The 16,632-nt window shown below is 65.2% G+C and carries 26 protein-coding genes; 9 read left to right on the top strand and 17 right to left on the bottom strand.

The annotated features are described in order from the left end of the window. Window positions 1–156 precede the first annotated feature (156 nt). Together H8A92_RS28910 and H8A92_RS28905 are read left to right on the top strand one after the other, a co-directional pair. Window positions 157–621 carry an Rrf2 family transcriptional regulator gene (locus tag H8A92_RS28910; protein ID WP_163154563.1) on the top strand — a complete coding sequence of 155 codons (465 nt, stop codon included), beginning with the start codon at window positions 157–159 and terminating at the stop codon, window positions 619–621. Beyond that, entirely contained in the window at window positions 608–1,426 is an 819-nt protein-coding gene (locus H8A92_RS28905; protein ID WP_229198914.1) for a class I SAM-dependent methyltransferase, read from the top strand. The genes H8A92_RS28910 and H8A92_RS28905 overlap by 14 nt, the downstream gene beginning before the upstream one ends. A gap of 34 nt (window positions 1,427–1,460) precedes the next feature. Here the strand turns inward: H8A92_RS28905 and H8A92_RS28900 are convergent, their stop codons facing one another. The 9 genes from H8A92_RS28900 to H8A92_RS28860 form a co-directional block, all read right to left on the bottom strand. Then, window positions 1,461–1,628: a hypothetical protein gene (locus H8A92_RS28900; protein WP_229198913.1), complete on the bottom strand. Its 168-nt coding sequence runs from the start codon at window positions 1,626–1,628 to the stop codon at window positions 1,461–1,463. A gap of 47 nt (window positions 1,629–1,675) precedes the next feature. Continuing rightward, on the bottom strand, window positions 1,676–2,095 hold the full coding sequence (mscL, locus tag H8A92_RS28895) for a large conductance mechanosensitive channel protein MscL (RefSeq protein ID WP_050419983.1): 420 nt from the start codon (window positions 2,093–2,095) through the stop codon (window positions 1,676–1,678). A 71-nt stretch (window positions 2,096–2,166) separates the two neighbouring features. Then, window positions 2,167–2,445, bottom strand: coding sequence for a hypothetical protein (locus H8A92_RS28890; RefSeq protein ID WP_229198912.1), 279 nt, complete (start codon window positions 2,443–2,445; stop codon window positions 2,167–2,169). 77 nt (window positions 2,446–2,522) lie between these two features. Continuing rightward, window positions 2,523–2,945, bottom strand: a complete 423-nt coding sequence (locus H8A92_RS28885) for a DUF3597 domain-containing protein (RefSeq protein WP_229198911.1) — start codon at window positions 2,943–2,945, stop codon at window positions 2,523–2,525. 281 nt (window positions 2,946–3,226) lie between these two features. Then, window positions 3,227–3,727, bottom strand: a complete 501-nt coding sequence (locus tag H8A92_RS28880; RefSeq protein ID WP_229198910.1) for a Rab family GTPase — start codon at window positions 3,725–3,727, stop codon at window positions 3,227–3,229. Continuing rightward, window positions 3,727–5,478 carry an OmpA family protein gene (locus H8A92_RS28875; RefSeq protein ID WP_229198909.1) on the bottom strand — a complete coding sequence of 584 codons (1,752 nt, stop codon included), beginning with the start codon at window positions 5,476–5,478 and terminating at the stop codon, window positions 3,727–3,729. The genes H8A92_RS28880 and H8A92_RS28875 overlap by 1 nt, the downstream gene beginning before the upstream one ends. Before the next feature lies 1 nt (window position 5,479). Next, window positions 5,480–5,887 carry a hypothetical protein gene (locus H8A92_RS28870; RefSeq protein WP_229198908.1) on the bottom strand — a complete coding sequence of 136 codons (408 nt, stop codon included), beginning with the start codon at window positions 5,885–5,887 and terminating at the stop codon, window positions 5,480–5,482. A 114-nt stretch (window positions 5,888–6,001) separates the two neighbouring features. Beyond that, window positions 6,002–6,658, bottom strand: coding sequence for a response regulator (locus H8A92_RS28865; protein WP_163154551.1), 657 nt, complete (start codon window positions 6,656–6,658; stop codon window positions 6,002–6,004). Between the two features lie 58 nt (window positions 6,659–6,716). Beyond that, window positions 6,717–7,787, bottom strand: a complete 1,071-nt coding sequence (locus H8A92_RS28860; RefSeq protein WP_229198907.1) for a sensor histidine kinase — start codon at window positions 7,785–7,787, stop codon at window positions 6,717–6,719. A gap of 64 nt (window positions 7,788–7,851) precedes the next feature. Between H8A92_RS28860 and H8A92_RS28855 the strand changes: the two genes are divergently transcribed. Both H8A92_RS28855 and H8A92_RS28850 read left to right on the top strand, forming a co-directional pair. Next, on the top strand, window positions 7,852–8,118 hold the full coding sequence (locus H8A92_RS28855; RefSeq protein ID WP_229198906.1) for a hypothetical protein: 267 nt from the start codon (window positions 7,852–7,854) through the stop codon (window positions 8,116–8,118). 14 nt (window positions 8,119–8,132) lie between these two features. Beyond that, window positions 8,133–8,348 carry a hypothetical protein gene (locus tag H8A92_RS28850; protein ID WP_229198905.1) on the top strand — a complete coding sequence of 72 codons (216 nt, stop codon included), beginning with the start codon at window positions 8,133–8,135 and terminating at the stop codon, window positions 8,346–8,348. 31 nt (window positions 8,349–8,379) lie between these two features. Here H8A92_RS28850 and H8A92_RS28845 read toward each other — a convergent pair whose 3' ends face one another. The 3 genes from H8A92_RS28845 to H8A92_RS28835 all read right to left on the bottom strand — a co-directional run bounded on the left by H8A92_RS28845 (window position 8,380) and on the right by H8A92_RS28835 (window position 10,132). Further along, a complete protein-coding gene (locus tag H8A92_RS28845) occupies window positions 8,380–9,333 on the bottom strand; it encodes an alginate lyase family protein (RefSeq protein ID WP_229198904.1) in 954 nt (317 codons plus the stop codon). 178 nt (window positions 9,334–9,511) lie between these two features. Further along, complete coding sequence (locus tag H8A92_RS28840) at window positions 9,512–9,820, bottom strand: hypothetical protein (protein ID WP_229198903.1); 309 nt, start codon at window positions 9,818–9,820, stop codon at window positions 9,512–9,514. A 12-nt stretch (window positions 9,821–9,832) separates the two neighbouring features. Beyond that, the gene (locus H8A92_RS28835) at window positions 9,833–10,132 is read right to left on the bottom strand and encodes a hypothetical protein (RefSeq protein ID WP_229198902.1); all 300 of its coding nucleotides are present in this window, start codon (window positions 10,130–10,132) and stop codon (window positions 9,833–9,835) included. A 112-nt stretch (window positions 10,133–10,244) separates the two neighbouring features. Here H8A92_RS28835 and H8A92_RS28830 point away from each other — a divergent pair, with 112 nt between their 5' ends. The 5 genes from H8A92_RS28830 to H8A92_RS28810 all read left to right on the top strand — a co-directional run bounded on the left by H8A92_RS28830 (window position 10,245) and on the right by H8A92_RS28810 (window position 13,414). Beyond that, a complete protein-coding gene (locus H8A92_RS28830; protein ID WP_229198901.1) occupies window positions 10,245–10,532 on the top strand; it encodes a hypothetical protein in 288 nt (95 codons plus the stop codon). A 231-nt stretch (window positions 10,533–10,763) separates the two neighbouring features. Then, window positions 10,764–11,216 (top strand): MarR family winged helix-turn-helix transcriptional regulator, encoded by a 453-nt coding sequence (locus H8A92_RS28825; RefSeq protein ID WP_229198900.1) that lies wholly within the window; start codon window positions 10,764–10,766, stop codon window positions 11,214–11,216. A 47-nt stretch (window positions 11,217–11,263) separates the two neighbouring features. Further along, window positions 11,264–11,839, top strand: coding sequence for an isochorismatase family protein (locus tag H8A92_RS28820; protein ID WP_229198899.1), 576 nt, complete (start codon window positions 11,264–11,266; stop codon window positions 11,837–11,839). Next, the gene (locus H8A92_RS28815) at window positions 11,826–12,155 is read left to right on the top strand and encodes a hypothetical protein (RefSeq protein ID WP_229198898.1); all 330 of its coding nucleotides are present in this window, start codon (window positions 11,826–11,828) and stop codon (window positions 12,153–12,155) included. Before H8A92_RS28820 ends, H8A92_RS28815 begins: the two co-directional genes overlap by 14 nt. Then, the gene (locus tag H8A92_RS28810; protein WP_229198897.1) at window positions 12,152–13,414 is read left to right on the top strand and encodes an MFS transporter; all 1,263 of its coding nucleotides are present in this window, start codon (window positions 12,152–12,154) and stop codon (window positions 13,412–13,414) included. Before H8A92_RS28815 ends, H8A92_RS28810 begins: the two co-directional genes overlap by 4 nt. 43 nt (window positions 13,415–13,457) lie before the next feature. On the opposite strand, the gene H8A92_RS28805 is transcribed toward H8A92_RS28810, so the two are convergent. The 5 genes from H8A92_RS28805 to H8A92_RS28785 all read right to left on the bottom strand — a co-directional run. Beyond that, window positions 13,458–13,649, bottom strand: a complete 192-nt coding sequence (locus tag H8A92_RS28805) for an MJ0042-type zinc finger domain-containing protein (protein WP_021079523.1) — start codon at window positions 13,647–13,649, stop codon at window positions 13,458–13,460. Window positions 13,650–13,750: 101 nt separating this feature from the next. Further along, window positions 13,751–14,173, bottom strand: a complete 423-nt coding sequence (locus H8A92_RS28800; protein ID WP_229198896.1) for a hypothetical protein — start codon at window positions 14,171–14,173, stop codon at window positions 13,751–13,753. A 97-nt stretch (window positions 14,174–14,270) separates the two neighbouring features. After that, on the bottom strand, window positions 14,271–15,167 hold the full coding sequence (locus H8A92_RS28795; protein WP_233285665.1) for a lytic transglycosylase domain-containing protein: 897 nt from the start codon (window positions 15,165–15,167) through the stop codon (window positions 14,271–14,273). Window positions 15,168–15,205: 38 nt separating this feature from the next. After that, window positions 15,206–15,739 (bottom strand): YbjN domain-containing protein, encoded by a 534-nt coding sequence (locus H8A92_RS28790; RefSeq protein ID WP_229198895.1) that lies wholly within the window; start codon window positions 15,737–15,739, stop codon window positions 15,206–15,208. A gap of 13 nt (window positions 15,740–15,752) precedes the next feature. Next, window positions 15,753–16,632, bottom strand: an 880-nt coding sequence (locus tag H8A92_RS28785) for a peptidylprolyl isomerase (protein ID WP_229198894.1), incomplete at its 5' end; no start/stop codon positions are given.

Raw genomic sequence — 16,632 nt, 5'->3', positions numbered from 1 at the left:
ACTGCCCACGATAGCGCCCCCGCCTCTCAAACCCCGATGAGGGATTAAACGGGCGACGTGGAGGATTCCGGCACGGGAAGTCAGACGAGTGCCAACGGTTCCCGCGTCGCATCGCCCCTCTTGACGCTCGCCCTATCATGTAACATATGAAGTTACATGATACGCGATAGCCGTTTATCCAGCGTGCTGCACGGCCTGCTCCATATGATCGGAGCGGGCGAGCCGGTGACGTCGGAGCAACTTGCACAGGCGATGGCCACCAACCCGGTGGTCGTCCGCCGCGTGATGGCGGGCCTGCGCGAGCAAGGCCTGGTCCGCTCGGAAAAGGGCCATGGCGGCGGCTGGACGCTGGCGCGCGACCCCACAGACATCAGCCTCGCAGACATTTATCGCGCGGTCGGCGCACCCACGATCGTGGCGATGGGCCACCGCTCGGAAAATCCCGGCTGCCTGGTCGAACAGGCCGTCAACGACGCGCTCGGCGATACCTTCCGCGAGGTCGAGGCGCTCTTCCTGAAGCGGCTCGGCGGCGTGACGCTCGAAGCGCTGGCGAAGGATTTCAAGCGCCGGCTCGCCAAGCACAAACAAAGCCTCGAGGACCAGATTCATGCAGTCAAGTGAGCAGGCGAAGCCTCTGCCGTACAACGATCCCGCGCGTTGGGACAAAATGGTCACGGCCTACGAAGCGCAGTCGCAGCCGTTCACGACGCTGTTCGCCGACGCCGCGGTCGCAACACTCCCGATCGGCCCGTCATCGAGAGTGCTGGATGTCGCGACCGGCACGGGTGCAGCGGCGCTTGCTGCCGCCCGCACCGGCGCGGCCGTCACCGCGATCGACTTCTCCGCCGGCATGGTGGCGCGGGTCCGCGCGCATGGCCTGCAGAATATCGAAGCACGGCAGATGGACGGCCAGGCGCTCGATCTGCCCGATGCCGCCTTCGATGCGGCGGTGTCGGTGTTCGGCGTGATGCTGTTTCCGGACTGGCGCGCCGGGTTGCGCGAGATGGCGCGGGTGACGCGGCCTGGCGGAACGGTCGCGATCGCCGTCTGGAAGAGCGCGGACGGCGCCGCGGTGCATCTGCTGCTGTCGCAGATCATCCGGCGGCTCTATCCCGACAACGTCACGCCGATGCCATGCAGAGGCCTCGCCGAGCTCGCCGATCCTGGCCGCTTCGCTGCCGCGGTCATCGCCGCCGGCTTCACCGATCCTGTCATCGCCGAGATCACCCACGACTTCAAACTCGATGTCGCCAATCCCGGCGACGTCGACAAACTGTTCGAGTTCATGCCGCATTGGAGCGGGCTCGATGCGGACAAGAGCGCCGCGGTCGCCCGCGCCTTCCACGCCGAGATCGACAGCAGACGGGTCGGCAACAGTTTTGCGATTCCCTCGACCGCGCTGATCGCGACGGCCCAGCGGCACTAGCGCAGCGAGCAGCAATCGTCGCATCTGGCGCGCGCTAGCGCTTGTCGTCGTCGTGCTTGTCTGCGTCACTCGGCGGCTGCAGGCCGGGGCTGTTGGCCCAGCGGTCGAGTTCCTCGATGACCCGCCGGTGGCTCGGCCGTAGCTTGGACGGGCCACCGGGCTCCTGCGACAATTTACGGGGCAGCTTGACCTGTTCTGGCATAACTAGACTCCAGAGCTGGGCAGTACGCACGATACAAGCAGCGATCGCTACGCACGCGACTTGAGAAGATCGCGAATCTCGGTGAGCAATTCCTGCTCCTTGGTCGGCTTGGGTGGCTCGGCCGGCGCCGCCGGCGCTTCGCGCTTGAGCTGGTTCATGAGGCGGACCACGATGAACAGCACGAAGGCGACGATCAGGAAGTTGAGCGTCAGCGTCAGGAAGTTGCCCCAGGCCAGCACCGCGCCCTGCTTCTTGGCATCGGCGAGGTTGGTCGCCGTCACCGACTTCGACAGCGCGGTGAAATAGTTGGAGAAGTCGAGCCCGCCGCTGGCCGCGCCGATGATCGGCATGATGATATCGGCCACCATCGACGAGACGATCGCGCCGAAGGCTGCGCCGATGATCACGCCGACGGCGAGATCGACGACGTTGCCCTTCATGGCGAATTCCCTGAATTCCTTCAGCATGTGATCTCCTGCTTCCGAAAAGGTGTGGCGTGGCCCGGCGAGGGATCGCCGGCCGCTGCAAAGTTGCGAAGCTATTTGCGAACTTCCGACTTCGCCGGCGCTGCGACCGGCTGTGCGGGCGTCGCCTGCTCCCAGGGTGCGGGCAGAATGACCCGCGCCGGCGGCGGGAGCTGCGCGGCGCGTTGCACATTCGCATCCGCCGAATGCTGCTCGTCGCCGGAATTGTCCGCGCGGGCGATGGCGATGGTGATGCCGAGCGCCAATGCTGCCAGCCCAAGCCCCGCGCCGATCGACGCGGCGGCGACGCCTGTGCGCCGCCCGTTCAGGATGGCAGGATGAGATGAGGTCATCGCAACTGCTCCTCACGCAATACGCATGGCTCGGAGCCGTGCGGGCGCGAACACCGCGCACGGCTCGATACGGATCGTCAGGTCTTGATGTCGGCCGGCAGCTTGCCGCCATTGGCGGCGAGCTTCGCCATCACCTCCTGGTGCAGCCAGACGTTCATGGTGGCGGTGTTGTTGGTATCGCCGGTGTAGTGCAGCTCCTTTGCGAGCTCCTTGCGCGCTGCAAGGCTGCTGTCGAGGCCGAGCGCCTTCATCAGGTCGACGATCGAGGTGCGCCAGTCGAGCTTCTCGCCGGTGGCGGCGGCTGCCTTGTCGACGATCGCCGCGACGTCGACGGTTTGCGCGGCGGGCGTGCCGGGCGCCGTGGATGCGGCGGTGGACGTTGATGCAGGCGATGCGCCGGGCGCAGCCGACGTCGTGGTCTCAGGTGTCTTGCTCTCCGGCGTCTTGGCCTGGGCGCCGTGGCCGAAGATTGCACCCATGATGCTTCCAAAAATGCTCATGTCTCTCACTCCGTGCGCCCGAGACACCGTTTGTGTCGTGGCTGGTTCCGGTGACGGAGCGGACGATAGGCAGGCCATTGGCCGAGCGGAAGATGACCATCGTCACTATCGGAGTGTGGGGCGACGTGGTGCAGTCATGGGGAGAATCGTGCGGCCGTGCGCCGCACGTCGCGCGCGTTTCATCGTACGCCCCACGTGCGATGAAGTCAGCCGTCCCGGCCCGATTCGCCAGCCCCGAGAAGTCGGGACGGCTGACACCAACGTCCTTTGCGCTTCTTGAACTAGAGCTGGCGGCGGCGGATGGTCTGCGCGAGCTCGACAAAGCTTTCCGCAATGCCGACGCCGGTCTTGGCACTGACCGATTTGACGCTCGACTTCGCGAGCTCGGCGATCAGGCCGGCGCTTCCCGCGGCTTCCGGCAGGTCGATCTTGTTGAGCAGCGCCCGGTAGGGCCGCCCCGGAAATCGCTCCTCGAAACCGCGGACCAATTCGACCATCCGGGTCACCGTCTGCGGCCGCGTGACGTCGGACACGATGATTGCCGCGGAGGCGCCGGTGACATAGACGGTGTCGAAGATCTGCGTGCCGAAATCGCCGTCGGTGTCCCACAGCACGAGGCGCATCGGGTCGCTGCCGTCGGCCGGCGTCACGTCATGGCTCAGTATCTCGACGCCGAGCGTCGATTTGTACTGGCCCTCGAACCGGTTGTAGATCAGCCGATAGAGGATCGACGTCTTGCCGACACCCATATCGCCGAGCAGCATGACTTTTGCGGTGAGCATCAGCGCGCCACTTCGCCTCGATAGACCGTCTCGAATGCCACGCGGCGATTGCCGCCGACGGTGGCATCGAGCCGGTCGGTGATCGGCATCGTCGCGGCGCGCGAAACCAGAATCAGCCGCGACGGGTCGACCCCGAGCGCGCTCAGCCTGCGCTGCACCTGCTCCGCCCGCTTGCGTGCCAGCGTCCGGTTGGTGCCTTCGGTGCCGCTCTGATCGGCATAGCCGACGATGCGCACCTTGAGATCGTTGTTCGCCAGCAGTCCGGCAAGCTCGCGCAACTGCGGCTCGGCCTGATCGTTGTCGAGGAATTCGTCCGAATTGTTGCCGAAGAAGATCGCGGTCGAGGCGATGAAGCGGTCTAGCCGCGCCGCCGGGCCTTCGACCACGGATCGCAGTTTTGCAACTTCCTCGCCCAGCTTTACGGACTGCTCGCCGAGCTTGTCGTATTGCTCGGTCAGCCTGGCAAATTTCTGGTCGCCCGACTTCGTCTGCGCGCTCATCGCCTCGCGCATCTGGTCTAGGCTCGCCTGCAGGCGCGTCAGGCTCTGCTGCAGGCCTGCGATACCGGCCTGCGATGCCGCCATCTGCTCCGGCGCGGACACCAGCCCGATGCGGTTGACGACCTTGTAGGGCGCAGCGGCCGCAGCGAGCGCCTCGATCAACGGCGCGGTCTCGAGCTCGCTCGGCTCGATGCCCGAGACGGCCACGCTTCGGCCGCCGTGATCGAAGTCGAGCCGCAGCGGGAATGTGGCGAGCAACGGCTGCTTCACAGCGAGCTGCTCCAACGCCGCATGGGTCCGCCGCTCCAACAGACCCCGCGTCACCGATGTCGCAGCAAGCCAGAGCAACAGCGCGGCCACTGCGGCCAGCACGGCGAACAGGATCACCTTGCCGCGCCGGCTCGCGATCGTGGGCGGTGCGTCGTCGGTCTCGATCGCGGCGGCGAGCGAGGCAAGCATCGACGTATCGCAATCGGCGCCGCGGTCGATGCGCTCGATCGCATCGAAGAACAGCGAGTTGATCCTGGCATTGTCGGCAGGACGCAACGGTCCGAGGCATTCCGCCGCCAGGATGTAGCGGGGCGAGGCGCGCAGCGCGAGCTGCCGTCCGCCGAAATCGAGCGTTTGCAGATTGCCCTCGCCGGCCAGCGCCTGCACGGAGAATTCGAGGATCGCCGCCACCATCGCGCTCAGCAGATCGGCGCGCTCGTCGGGGTTCGCCTCGCGCTTCCAGTCGGCGATCAGGCGGCCATTGCCGCGCTCGATGATCAGCAGGCGATTGATCTGCGGCGGGCTATCGGCGAGCACGAACTCGCTGATCGGACGTCCCGTCACCAGCGACTTGACCCGCCCGACCCACAGCTGCGCCGAGGTCAGCGCATTGATGCGCTGCTCGAGCGAGGCGACCAGTTCCCTGAACGCATTCGCGACCGCGGCGCTGACCAGCCGGCCGACGATCGGATAGAGCGCCTCGATCATCTGCTCGCGCGAGTTCTTGATCTCGTTGCGGATCGCGGAGACCACGACCGGCGCAATCGCGGTGGCGAGCTCGCGCGGCCGGTTGACCTCGGCGCGCTCCAGCGCCTCGACCAGAATGCCGGCGGTGGCCGTCTCCAGGCGATCGGAATTGCCGACATAGCGCTGCAGCGAATCGAGATCGGCCTCCAGCGACGTCAGACGCGTCGCCTCGGGCTGAAACAGCAATGTCTTGAGCTGCTCGATCTCGCGGTTCTGGCCGGCAGCAGCTGCCATGCTATTTGCCCGTGCGGCCCGATCCCAATCCGCTAATGGCCGCGCCGAGCTGGGTGATGGCCGCACCGACATCCTTCAGCGAGTCGAGGCGCTTCTGCTCGGTATCCCGCTCCAGGTCGGAGAGCCGCGCGGAAAGCGCGGTGAGCTCGTTGGTGAAGTCCGCCTGCATCTGCTTCAGCGATGCCTGCATCTCGTCGCGCAGACCCGTGAGGTTGGTCTCGAGCGAACGTTGCGCGCCGCCGAACAGGAGGTCGCGGACCTGATCGATCGCCGCCATGCCATGCGCCGCGGCATCCGCGCCGTTACCGGCCGCCGCGTTTGCCAGTCCATCCGTATCCTTGGTCTGGCGCTCGATACCCTTCATGGTCATTCCCTGGTTAGTCAAAGCTGCGCAATCCGGACTTGCCATTCCAAAAGCAAATCCAGACCAACCCTATAGCCAATTTTGCGGGCGCGGCCCAGAAAAAGGCGAGCAATCTCAGCCAGATCAGCCGCCTGGCTGTCCGGACAAGAGCAATTATTTCTAGTAAGTTATTGCCTTTATTGCGAGTTCTGTACGGTTCTTGACCTGGCATTTCTCCAGGATCGTGCTGACATAGTTCTTCACGGTTCCCTCGGCCAAGTGCAGCCGCTCGCCGATCTCGGTATTGCTCTTGCCCTCGACGATCAGCGTGAGAATTTCATTCTCCCGTGCCGTCAGCCCGTCGCGCACCGGCAGCTTCGCCGAGATGCGCGGCCCGCGCAGCCGCTTGAACTCGTCGAGGATGCGCGCGGCGACACCCGGCGAAAGCCCGGACTGGCCGTTGATCACGGCGCGGATCGTCGACGCGATCTCCTCCATCCTGGCGTCCTTCAGGAGATACGCCTTGGCGCCCGCGCTCACTGCCTCGAAGATCAGGTCGTTGGTCTCGAATGTCGTCAGCACCACGATATGGGTCTGCGGCAGCTCGCGGAGAATCCGCTGGGTCGCCGCGATGCCGTCGACACGCGGCATCTGCAGGTCCATCAGGATGACGTCCGGCCGGTAGCGCCGCGCGAACTCGATGGCCTGCTCGCCGTCGGACGCACCGGGAAGGATCTCGAAATCGTCGTTCTGCTGGGCAAGCAGTGTGGCGATCCCTTCCCTGATCAGCGTCTGATCCTCGGCGATCAGCACCCGTACCTTCTCAATCCTGCTCACGGGCTTCCATCATCCTCTCGAAGGTGTGCACGGCGACCACCTCAACATGGCGACCACATCAATCGGCCAGCACGCCGGCAGATGCTACCGGCGGCACCGCCACGGGGAGCGATATCCGGACCAGCGTTCCCTGTCCGGGCGCGCTCTCCACCGCGCAGCTTCCGCCGACGAGTTCAGCAAATTCGGCCATTCCAATCAATCCGAAATGTCCTGGAGTAGGCACCGCGGGATCGAAGCCGCGGCCGTCATCGCGGATCTCGACAACGAGCTTCCGGCCGACTGCGGCCGGCTCATCGAAGGCGTGAAACGAGACGCGGCGTGCCTGCGCATGGGTCTGAACATTGCGCAGCGCTTCGCTGAGAATACGCTGAACGGTCAGGCCGCAGTCGCGCAAGCCGGCCCGTGCCTCCTCGTCGATCTGGATCGACACCCTCACGCCGCTGCGTGTGGCGAAGTCGCTCAGCTGCCCCTCGACATCGGGATCGAGCTTCCAATCGTCGGGCATGCGCAGCCGGGCGATCGCCTCGCGGGCTCGGCCGAGACCGCTTGCGGCGGCGTCTTCCGCAGTCGCAAGGCTGTCCGCTACGCGGGCGGGATCGGCCGACAGATAATGCCTTATCAACCGGATCTGGGTCAGCAGCGCCACGATCGAATGCACCAGCGTATCGTGCAGATCGCGCGCCAGCCGCAGCCGCGTCCGCGCCAGCGAGGCAAAACGCACCTCCGCACTCGCCGCCTCGAGCTGCTGCTCCATCAGGCGCCGGGCCCGGCGCTCGCTGCCGAGCAGGGTTTCGACCTGGCGGCCGGCGAAATCCGGCATGGCGATGACGAAATAATGCGACTGAGCGCCATTCCACAGCACGACCGCCGTCATCGGCTGCGTGATGTCAGGCGATGCGCCACGCACACCGGCCAGCGCGATCATGTCCCGCTGGCCGCTCGCAAGCGCCGCCAACTCGGCTTCCATGCCGACCAGCAGCATGCACTCGCAGCAATCGATACCAATGGCGGGAAGCCATTCGACCAGCCCACCGATTTTCCGCTGCATGCTCCGGTCGGCACCGATGACGGCGAGACCGATGACATTGGCCTCCGCGGCCGCAAGCAAATCCTTGCTCAGATCGATCATGCGTTGCCCATCAACTCAGCGAGCAGCCCACTCTGGCGTAAGCCGGTGGCGGCCGCAAACGAATATGACTTTCGTCACAACTGATCCTGACTTTCGTCAGATGCCACCGCCGCTCGAAATGCGGTTCTGTTCGGGAATGAGCAACAGCGCAAGTCGTGATGTGCCATATGCCGGCGTCCATGGCGATGCCAGCCCGGCGCCGGGCTTTTCGGAAGGCCGCGCCAGTCGACCGGAGTGTGAGCTGACAATGAGGGCTGCGCCACGGAAATCGGCGCGCATTGAGCTGCGCATGTTGGCGGAGGCGGAAAAGCCCGCGCGCGCCGGCGCCTGAGCGCAACCCAGAAGGTGGCATTGCAGGAAGCGCTGGTCGGCCGCCTGCAGCTTTACCCGCGCGGATATGCCGCGAGCAAGACCGGACCGTTCCACTCACGGCGCGCCATCCTCGGACTGGTGCGCGCCGGCCTGATGAGCCTCAGCGCGACGGCGCGCTATGCGGCCGTGACCAAGCGCGCACGCGACACCTTCGCGGCTCCGGCGACCAGCGAGAGCGAAAGCGAGTGAGCGCATGTCGTCGGGCACCCCGGCCCGATGGTCAGTCCGGCAGCGGCGCGCCCCAGGCCGCCGTCACGTTGCCGCCGAGCCGCGGATTGTTCAAAGGCCGTCTCGCGCGAAGAAGCGGCAACAAATCCGGATCATGAAACCGGGCGTAGTATGGCTCCATCCAGGCAAGGTCGCCCTGGAAAGTCCAGGGGAAGAGCTGCTGCGGCACTTGCGAGAGAGAGCTGAAGCTCCGCTCATCCTTGACGGCGCGAACGATCACGGCGGCGAGCCGATCGATCGCTCCATTGTTCTCCGCATAGAGATCGATCTTCCGGCGGCTTGCGAGTTCGGCGCAGAACACCAGCGGGGTGAGCGCAAAATTGTGGTAGTGCAGCGCGCGCTCGCCACGCTTCAATTCACGTTCCAGTTCGCCGTGCGCCCCGATGTCCCGGATGCCCTGACGTGCCCGGGAGAGGCCGGCTTCGACCAGATCATCGCGATCGGTCAGGGTGCCGATCGACATCAGATCGAGCCCGGCCCAGTAGACCAGGTTGTTGCCGAGGTGGTTGATGCGATCGGCATCGCGCGTCTCCTCGGCGATCTGGATCAGCCATGGCTTGATTTGCTGGAAGCGGTGATCCGCTTTGGTGGACACCGCGGAGAAGCGCAGCAGCGCCAGCGCGAAATCGGTCCCGGCCCAGGAGCGTTCGAAATCGCCCTGGTAGTTGGCGCCGATCGTCAGCAGCGCATTGCCCCTGGCCCAGCCGGCGAGCAAGTCCATGACGCAATCCGGATCGCGCTCATCGGCCGCCTTGTTGACCTGCGCAATGAACGCATGGAGCGGCTTGATGGCCTCCGCGTAGCCGCTGGCATTCTGATAGAAGCCGGGCGGATCGACCGAGGTCAGCGCCGGTGGCGCCTCGCATGTCCGGGCCGATGCCGGCTGCGCGAGGCAAGCGAAGGCGATCGATCCGCAGATCGTCGCAAGTCGGATATCAAGCTTCATGGAAAGAACTCTGCGAGCCACCGCGGGGACGAGACGCCACGTCGTGAGCGCAAACACAGTCATCGACAAACGCGCGCACCAACACAACCAAATCTAATGTGATGCGATCCGAAATCGAGTTCAGGCGCCGTTCAGAATTTTGGAGCGCGGCCGAGGCTCGTCGAAGCAGGCAGACCGGTCAGAACGGAAACGGGAATTCACGGACGGGGGCCTTGTCGTCAAAGCCGACGCCTGTCGCCGGCCCCTTGCGGTAATGGCCATTGTATTGGCCGATGTAGCGGCCGCTTGGAGAGTAACAGGCGAGATCGTCGCGCCCCGCAGGCATCGGCTGGCGCTCGAGATATCGCGTTCGCCAGCAGTTGCAGTCCTGATCGCAGACCATCCTGATCCGGACAACCGACGGCCGCCAAGCGCGATCGGCGGCAGGGCCGGCGGGACTGCCCAGCGCGAGCGCAATCTGGGCAACGCCGATGATCAGATCAATCATGACCGTATCCCCCTATTGCGGAGCGATGGGCCACGCATCGCGCAGCCGCTCGCAGTCGAACCGGAAACGATCGCCCCGGCGGAGCGTAGCCTGCCACCGCGCAGTCCTGGCAAACATCGAATCGACGGTTTGGCCGTCCGGATAGGTGATCCGAACGGTGGCCTTGTGCAGCCAGGAGCCGATCGGGGCATAGGGAAGCTCCTCGGATCGCAGCACCTCGGCGCGGCAACGCGCCAGGAATGCCGCGGAGGCTGCGGCGCCCGAGATAATGGTCAATCCCAGGATGACCATGGAGAGCGTGCCGAATTTCATTGCGGCTTGCCCTTTGAATGAGCGGGTCGTCGTAAAGCCGTCACACTGCACAAAGTTGTGCAGATGCTTATTTGGTCTTCAGATTCCTGCTATATATCGACTCGAACAGATGATGGCTGGCACGCATATGCGGTTTCTCGGTCTCGTTCTAAGGACGCTCTTTCTACTGGTCGTTGTGGTGACAACGGCCCGGGTGGCTATGCCCCAGAATGAGAGCTTTGCGACTTTGTACGACACCCCCGCTGACCTGTTCCGCATCCTGATCGGCGCCGCCGTCTGCTTCTTCATTTGCATCCAGATATTCCGGTATTCCCGCGATCCCGCTGAGATGCGCAGATGGGTTCCGATTGGTCTTACTGTCGTGCCGCTCGCGCTGATTTGCGCACGCGTCATCTGGTAACGCAACGGCTCCCTGCTCAGCGTTTCATATCTGCACCGAGCCGTCGGGATCGGCTCAACGCCTGCGCGCCCCTGATCCTCACCATACCCATCCAGCGATCCGGCAGCTTTCCGTTGCGGCTTTCTGGTGGTTGGCGATGCGCCGCCACGCCGCCGCCGATCACTTATATCTGAAGGAAGACTGCGAAGATAATCTTTACAGTTTACCTTCATATATGCCATTCTCACCGACATGAACAATTCACCCGCCCGTACCGGCTCAGGGCGCACGTCCGCGCTCGCCGAGGACCTCCGATTGTTGATCGGAACGCTGAAGCGCCGGCTTCGCGAGCAGGGCCAGCGTGAGGATCTGCCACCTTCCCAGGTCGCGGTGCTGCTTCGCCTCGAGAAGGACGGTCCTGCGACCGTGTCCAGCCTGGCGCGGTCGGAAGGGATGCGTCCCCAGTCGATGGGCTCGGCGATCGCAGCGCTCGAAGCTGCGGGCATGGTTCGCGGCGCGCCCGATCCGGACGACGGCCGGCAGACCATCATGTCGCTCACCGAGACCTGCCGCGAGCGGCTGCGCACCGGCCGCGCAGCGCGGCAGGACTGGCTGTCGCGCACCATCGCCACGCGGCTGTCGGCGCGGGAGCAGGACGAACTCGCCGCCGCCGTCGGCCTGCTGAAGCGGCTGGTCCAGGATTGATGCCCGCCGCGCCGATCGCAAGAGACTTCGGCTGAAAGGAAACGATCATGGCCCTGACGATGCTCGATCCGATCACCGCCCTCATTGTCGTCGATCTGCAATCAGGCCTCGTCGGCGCACCCTTCATCCATCCGTTCGCCGACGTCGTGGCGCGCGCCTGCGACCTCATCACGGCGTTTCGGCAACGCCGACTGCCGATCGCGCTGGTCAATGTCGACGGCACAGCGCCCGGACGAACCGAGCGCCCGCGCCCCGGCGGCGCATTTCCCGATGGCTGGACCGAGCTGATCCCGGAGCTCGACCGGCAGCCCGGCGACATCGTCGTCACCAAGCGGACATGGGGCGCGTTCGCCAGCACCGATCTCGAGACCCGGCTGCGCGCCCGCGGCGTCACCCATGTCGTGATCGCCGGCGTTGCCACCGGCACCGGCGTCGAATCAACCGCAAGGCAGGCCTATGAGGCCGGCTTCAACGTCACGCTCGCGATCGACGCCATGACCGATGCGCGGCCGAATGCCCATGACTACAGCATCGAACACGTGTTCCCGCGGCTCGGCGAAACCGGCTCGACGCAGGCGATCATCGATCTCCTTGAAAGGACCAACGCGCATGAACTGGCTTGACCTCGTCGCCTACTTCTTCGGCGGCGCCTTCCTCACCAACGCCATCCCCCACGTTGTCGCCGGCATGATGGGCGAGCCGTTCCAGAGCCCGTTCGCAAAGCCGCCGGGCGAGGGCCTGTCGTCATCGACCGTCAACATCGTGTGGGGCTTCTTCAACCTCGCCGTCGGATATCTGCTGGTCTGCCGCGTCGGCGACTTCGGCCTCCGAACCACCAGCGACATCGCCGCACTCGGCCTCGGCGGCCTCCTGATCGGCCTGTTCCTGGCGCGGCGGTTCGGACGGTTTCACGGCGGGAATGATCCTCAGCGAACATGAGACGCATCTTTCGATCATTAGGGAGTTTTAACTACCGGGTCTGGGCGGCCGGCGCGCTGGTGTCCAACATCGGCACCTGGATGCAGCGCGCGGCGCAGGACTGGCTGGTTCTCACCCAGCTCACCAACCACAGCGCCTCCGCCGTCGGCATCGTGATGGCGCTGCAGTTCGGCCCGCAGCTGCTGCTGATGCCTTGGTCCGGCCTCGCCGCCGATCGCTTCAACCAACGGCGGCTCCTGATGGCGACGCAGGCGACGATGGGCACGCTGTCGCTCATCCTCGGCATTCTCACCGTCACCGGGCTGGTGCAGCTCTGGCACGTCTATGTATTTGCGTTTCTGTTCGGCTGCAGCGCTGCGCTTGATGCTCCAGTCCGCCAGACCTTCGTGGCCGAACTGGTCGGCGATCGAGACCTGTCGAACGCCATCGCGCTGAACTCGACCTCATTCAATGCCGCGCGCATGGTCGGCCCCGCGATGGCCGGCCTGCTCATCGCCTCGGTCGGCACCGGCTGGGCGTTCCTGTTCAACGGGGCGTCCTTCATGGCGGTGCTGACGTCGCTGAGCCTGCTGCGCAAATCCGAGCTCCGGCCGAATGCGCGTGCACCCCGCACCAGGGGCGGCATCACGGAAGGATTTCAGTATGTCTGGTCGCGCCCCGATCTCAGGGCGACCCTGGTCATGCTGTTTCTGATCGGCACCTTCGGGCTGAATTTTCCGATCTTCATTTCGACCATGGCGGTCGGCGTCTTCCATACCGACGCGCGCGGTTTTGGCCTGTTGTCATCGATGATGGCGATCGGAACGATGTCGGGAGCATTGCTGGCCGCGACCCGCGACCAGCCGCGCTTTGTCGCGCTGATGCTGGGGTCTGCGATCTTCGGCGTCGGCTGCACGCTGGCTGCGCTCGCGCCGAACTACTGGCTGTTTGCCGCCGCCCTCGTCGTGATCGGCATCGCCTCGTTGACGGTGCTGAACACCTCGAATGCGCTGATGCAGCTCTCGACCGAGCCGGCGATGCGCGGACGCGTGATGGCGCTGCGGCTCGGCGTTGCGCTGGGCGGCACGCCGATCGGCGCACCGATCGTCGGCTGGGTCGCCGATCATCTCGGCCCGCGCTGGGCACTCGGCGTCGGCGCCACCGCGGGCTTTGCCGCGGCACTGGTCGCGCTCGGCATGCTGTCGCGATTGGACGACGAAGCCGAAGATAGCAGCCAGGAGGCGCGAAGGAACGAGGTCAGTCTGCCGCAGCAGCGTTGATCACGCGTCACGCGAACCGGTATCCGTTTCGCTCGAAAACGCTCTAGTAGGCGTAGGACGTCTTGCCCGGCTGCACGGTCAGCCGAAACGCAACATCGGTCGAGCCATCCATCAGCTCGATCATGTGGTCGCACACCAGGCATCGAAACTCGCCTGCGACGCCGCCCTTCGACGTCAACTCGATCCGGCGATAGCCGGCCTGGCAATGGGGGCACGTTACATCGGATTTTCGCATGGAATCAGCAAGCCGTTGCACGTTCTATTGTCCACATGCCCATCATCAGAAATGTGACGGCGTCACGATCTGTGAGAAGCAGGCGTCGGGTCGCGCGATCGTTATCGATGACTGAAAACGGGCGCTGGCGGGCGATAGGGAAAGGCCGAGACCCCGAAGTTGCGACCATATTGCTGCTGCACCGCCGGGACGTTGACCACGCCCACCTTGAGATCCTGCGACTTCGCGTCGATCGGCGGCGTGTTGGTCACGGGTGGATTGACCTGATCGACCTGCTTCTTCAACCGCTCGTTGATGCAGCCGAGCGAGGCCGCATCGCCGCAGCGCTCGGCGGGAGCGCCGCTGCCACCTCTTGCCGCAGCCCGGCCGGTGCCGCCACCGGTGTCGCGGTTGAGGTTGACCGTCGGCGGAGGCGCGCCGACGACAATTTCCGGCAGCGGCGTGTGCTGCTGCGTCTGCGTCTGAGCCTGCGCCGGCAGCACCGACAATCCGGCAGCGGCGATCGCCAAGATGAATGCTTTCATCGGTACTGCTCCTTGCAGAACCAGAACTGTTTCAAACGATAGGAAGCCAAAGGGGATATCAAGCCGGCGATATCAATGACGGCGGCGTGGCCGCTCGTTACTTCCCTCCCCGGGCCTGGATCACAAGCGCGTTCAGCCGCGTGTTGAGCGCGACAAGATCGACGCGTCCGATGCGGCCGCCGCCGCCGAGGCATTTGCGGCCACATCCGCCACCACCAGCGCCACCACGCCCGGGTTCGCCGAAGGTCGCGACCGGCACGGTGCCCGTCACCCGGAAGCCGCGGGCAAACAGCCGGGCGCGCACCGCCACGCAGTAGTTCACCGACAGATAGGAGAAGCGGGTCTCGCCGTGACCTGCGCGGTACTTCATGACCGCGGTGCAGAGGTCGCCGCCGGCACGGCGCCACGCTTCCGCAAGGTACATGACACCGAAGTGAATGTTGTTTTCGGGAATCGCAAGCTCGGCAAGCGAGCCGGAAAAGCCGAGCATGCGCGCGGTCGACGGCAGGAGCTGCATCAGGCCGATTTCGCCGACGCCGCCGATCACATCGGGATTGTAACCGCTTTCCACGCCCATAACGGCCTCTGCGATCTCAGGGGCTAGCCCGGTTCCAGCCGCCTCCTTCTCGATCAGCGCGCGATAGCGCATGCGCGCATCCGAAACCGCGGCCTGGCTCGCGGGCGCCGGCGGGAGATTTTTCCCGCCGGCATCCTTTGCAATATCCCTTGCAATATCCTTGGCCGGTTTCGTCGCCGCTTCGGCTGGCGGCTTTGCCGTCGCGTCGGCGGAAGGCTCAGCCGTATCGACCGCGGCAAAGCGCGTGCTGAATGACGGCGCCGGCGACTCCCCCTGCGCGCGAACGGGCTGCGCAAGACCAAGCGCGAGCGCGAGGCTACCGGCTACGATGCAGCTGCTCCAGTGACGAGCAGGATCGAGCCGCTTCCGCCGTCGGCTGAAGCAGCTCGCCTTCATCGTGGAGGCCCCGTCATTCATGGGTCGCTTGCAGTCCTGATCGTCGCGCGCCGGCGCGGCTACTGGATGGTGGGAACCGCCCCCGCTTCCGCGGTGCGCTCATGCGCCGGCTGCTGGGTGGACGCACCGGGTTGCGGAGCAGCAGCGGCCGCGCCACTCCGGGCAGCGAGCTTCGGCAACTCCTCACGCAGATACGCGATCAGCTCCTGAACCAGCCGGTCCCAAACCTCGATCTGCGCCCGCACAAAGTTCGGCGCCACACCGCCGGTGACAGAGACATCGAGGCAGAACATCAGGAACGGCTGGCTGAACTGCAGCCGCCCGAACCGCCGCGTCGTGTTCCAGCGGTTGACGAGGTCGAGCGGCAGCTCGCCCTGCACCTGGAGCGTCGTGACCAGCATGACGTCGACAAAGCTCTGCTCCTCACCGAGCAGCTGGTTTCCCGGCCGGATCTCGAAGCCCAATCCCGCTGTCGCCGAGCGCAGATAAGTCGTGTTGGCGACCGGATCGGTCAGCGTTTCGACACGATAGCCGCCGTTCTGAAAGCTGTCGCGCAGGTCTTCGAGCGTGAGCTTGGTGATGATCTCGGACATCTTGGTCTCCGTGTTATTTCTTCGACGCGTCGAGCAGGCTCGACAGTGCAAGCTCGTTGAGGACAGGCGGATGCTGCTTCAGCAGCTCGGCGAGATAGGTCCGCCGCATCATCGTCGACCGCTCGGAGCGGATCTGCAGCACCAGCTGGTCACGCACTTCCGGCAGGGTGCGGGTGTAGGACGCCTTGGTGTCGATCAGCTTGATGATGTGCCAGCCGTCGTCGAGCTTGATCGGCTCGGACACGCTGTTCTTGGCGAGCCCCATCACCTGGCTGCGGATCTCCGGACGAATCTGGGTCTCCGCAACCCATCCGAGGTCGCCGGCATCCTTGGCCGCGTTGTTGTCGCCGCGCGCGATCGCGGCAAAGTCCGCGCCCGGCGCTTTCAGCTTGCGCTGCACGTCGTCGAGCTCCTGCCTGGCCTTGTCCTCGGCAGCCTTGTCGCCGTCCTTCGGAGCGACAACGAAGATCTGCGCGAGCTGGAATTGCCGCGGCATCAGGAATGCGGCGCGATTGGCCTCATAGACCTTCTGCAGATCGTCCTCGCTCGGGAAGTTCGCCGGCGGCGTCGACACCGATTGCAGATAGAGCTCGACCACCGCACCCTCGCGGGCTCGCTCGAGCTGCGCCGCGATGGCGGGTTGCTGATCCCATTTCTTCGCAACCGCCTCCTGCAGCACGAGGCGATTGGCAAGCAGCAGCCGGACCGCCTGGCTGAGCATCGCCGGATCCTTGGCGAGTGTAGCCTGCTCGCGCGGGGCAAGCGCGGCAACATAGCTGCGGAGATCATCGGCCGAGATGTTGGTGTCACCGACGCGCGCGATGACATTCTCCGGCGCGGTGGCGGGCTTCGACGCGGCTGCGACCGCAGCCGGCGCCGGCGTTGCAGCGGCC

Origin of the sequence: Bradyrhizobium acaciae (assembly GCF_020889785.1) — a bacterium.
Taxonomy (GTDB): domain Bacteria; phylum Pseudomonadota; class Alphaproteobacteria; order Rhizobiales; family Xanthobacteraceae; genus Bradyrhizobium; species Bradyrhizobium acaciae.
This window is presented reverse-complemented; position numbering and strand designations above follow the sequence as displayed.

What these genes read in the sequence shown, in the direction of transcription:
- mscL (WP_050419983.1), bottom strand. Translation starts at nt 2,095, where the DNA reads ATGCTGAAGGAATTCAGGGAATTCGCCATGAAGGGCAACGTCGTCGAT.
- H8A92_RS28905 (WP_229198914.1), top strand. Translation starts at nt 608, where the DNA reads ATGCAGTCAAGTGAGCAGGCGAAGCCTCTGCCGTACAACGATCCCGCG.
- H8A92_RS28815 (WP_229198898.1), top strand. Translation starts at nt 11,826, where the DNA reads ATGAACTGGCTTGACCTCGTCGCCTACTTCTTCGGCGGCGCCTTCCTC.
- H8A92_RS28855 (WP_229198906.1), top strand. Translation starts at nt 7,852, where the DNA reads ATGACTTTCGTCACAACTGATCCTGACTTTCGTCAGATGCCACCGCCG.
- H8A92_RS28835 (WP_229198902.1), bottom strand. Translation starts at nt 10,132, where the DNA reads ATGAAATTCGGCACGCTCTCCATGGTCATCCTGGGATTGACCATTATC.
- H8A92_RS28830 (WP_229198901.1), top strand. Translation starts at nt 10,245, where the DNA reads ATGGCTGGCACGCATATGCGGTTTCTCGGTCTCGTTCTAAGGACGCTC.
- H8A92_RS28860 (WP_229198907.1), bottom strand. Translation starts at nt 7,787, where the DNA reads ATGATCGATCTGAGCAAGGATTTGCTTGCGGCCGCGGAGGCCAATGTC.
- H8A92_RS28820 (WP_229198899.1), top strand. Translation starts at nt 11,264, where the DNA reads ATGGCCCTGACGATGCTCGATCCGATCACCGCCCTCATTGTCGTCGAT.
- H8A92_RS28795 (WP_233285665.1), bottom strand. Translation starts at nt 15,167, where the DNA reads ATGAATGACGGGGCCTCCACGATGAAGGCGAGCTGCTTCAGCCGACGG.
- H8A92_RS28875 (WP_229198909.1), bottom strand. Translation starts at nt 5,478, where the DNA reads ATGGCAGCTGCTGCCGGCCAGAACCGCGAGATCGAGCAGCTCAAGACA.
- H8A92_RS28880 (WP_229198910.1), bottom strand. Translation starts at nt 3,727, where the DNA reads ATGCTCACCGCAAAAGTCATGCTGCTCGGCGATATGGGTGTCGGCAAG.
- H8A92_RS28845 (WP_229198904.1), bottom strand. Translation starts at nt 9,333, where the DNA reads ATGAAGCTTGATATCCGACTTGCGACGATCTGCGGATCGATCGCCTTC.
- H8A92_RS28800 (WP_229198896.1), bottom strand. Translation starts at nt 14,173, where the DNA reads ATGAAAGCATTCATCTTGGCGATCGCCGCTGCCGGATTGTCGGTGCTG.
- H8A92_RS28840 (WP_229198903.1), bottom strand. Translation starts at nt 9,820, where the DNA reads ATGATTGATCTGATCATCGGCGTTGCCCAGATTGCGCTCGCGCTGGGC.
- H8A92_RS28890 (WP_229198912.1), bottom strand. Translation starts at nt 2,445, where the DNA reads ATGACCTCATCTCATCCTGCCATCCTGAACGGGCGGCGCACAGGCGTC.
- H8A92_RS28885 (WP_229198911.1), bottom strand. Translation starts at nt 2,945, where the DNA reads ATGAGCATTTTTGGAAGCATCATGGGTGCAATCTTCGGCCACGGCGCC.
- H8A92_RS28810 (WP_229198897.1), top strand. Translation starts at nt 12,152, where the DNA reads ATGAGACGCATCTTTCGATCATTAGGGAGTTTTAACTACCGGGTCTGG.
- H8A92_RS28825 (WP_229198900.1), top strand. Translation starts at nt 10,764, where the DNA reads ATGAACAATTCACCCGCCCGTACCGGCTCAGGGCGCACGTCCGCGCTC.
- H8A92_RS28805 (WP_021079523.1), bottom strand. Translation starts at nt 13,649, where the DNA reads ATGCGAAAATCCGATGTAACGTGCCCCCATTGCCAGGCCGGCTATCGC.
- H8A92_RS28790 (WP_229198895.1), bottom strand. Translation starts at nt 15,739, where the DNA reads ATGTCCGAGATCATCACCAAGCTCACGCTCGAAGACCTGCGCGACAGC.
- H8A92_RS28910 (WP_163154563.1), top strand. Translation starts at nt 157, where the DNA reads ATGATACGCGATAGCCGTTTATCCAGCGTGCTGCACGGCCTGCTCCAT.
- H8A92_RS28870 (WP_229198908.1), bottom strand. Translation starts at nt 5,887, where the DNA reads ATGGCAAGTCCGGATTGCGCAGCTTTGACTAACCAGGGAATGACCATG.
- H8A92_RS28900 (WP_229198913.1), bottom strand. Translation starts at nt 1,628, where the DNA reads ATGCCAGAACAGGTCAAGCTGCCCCGTAAATTGTCGCAGGAGCCCGGT.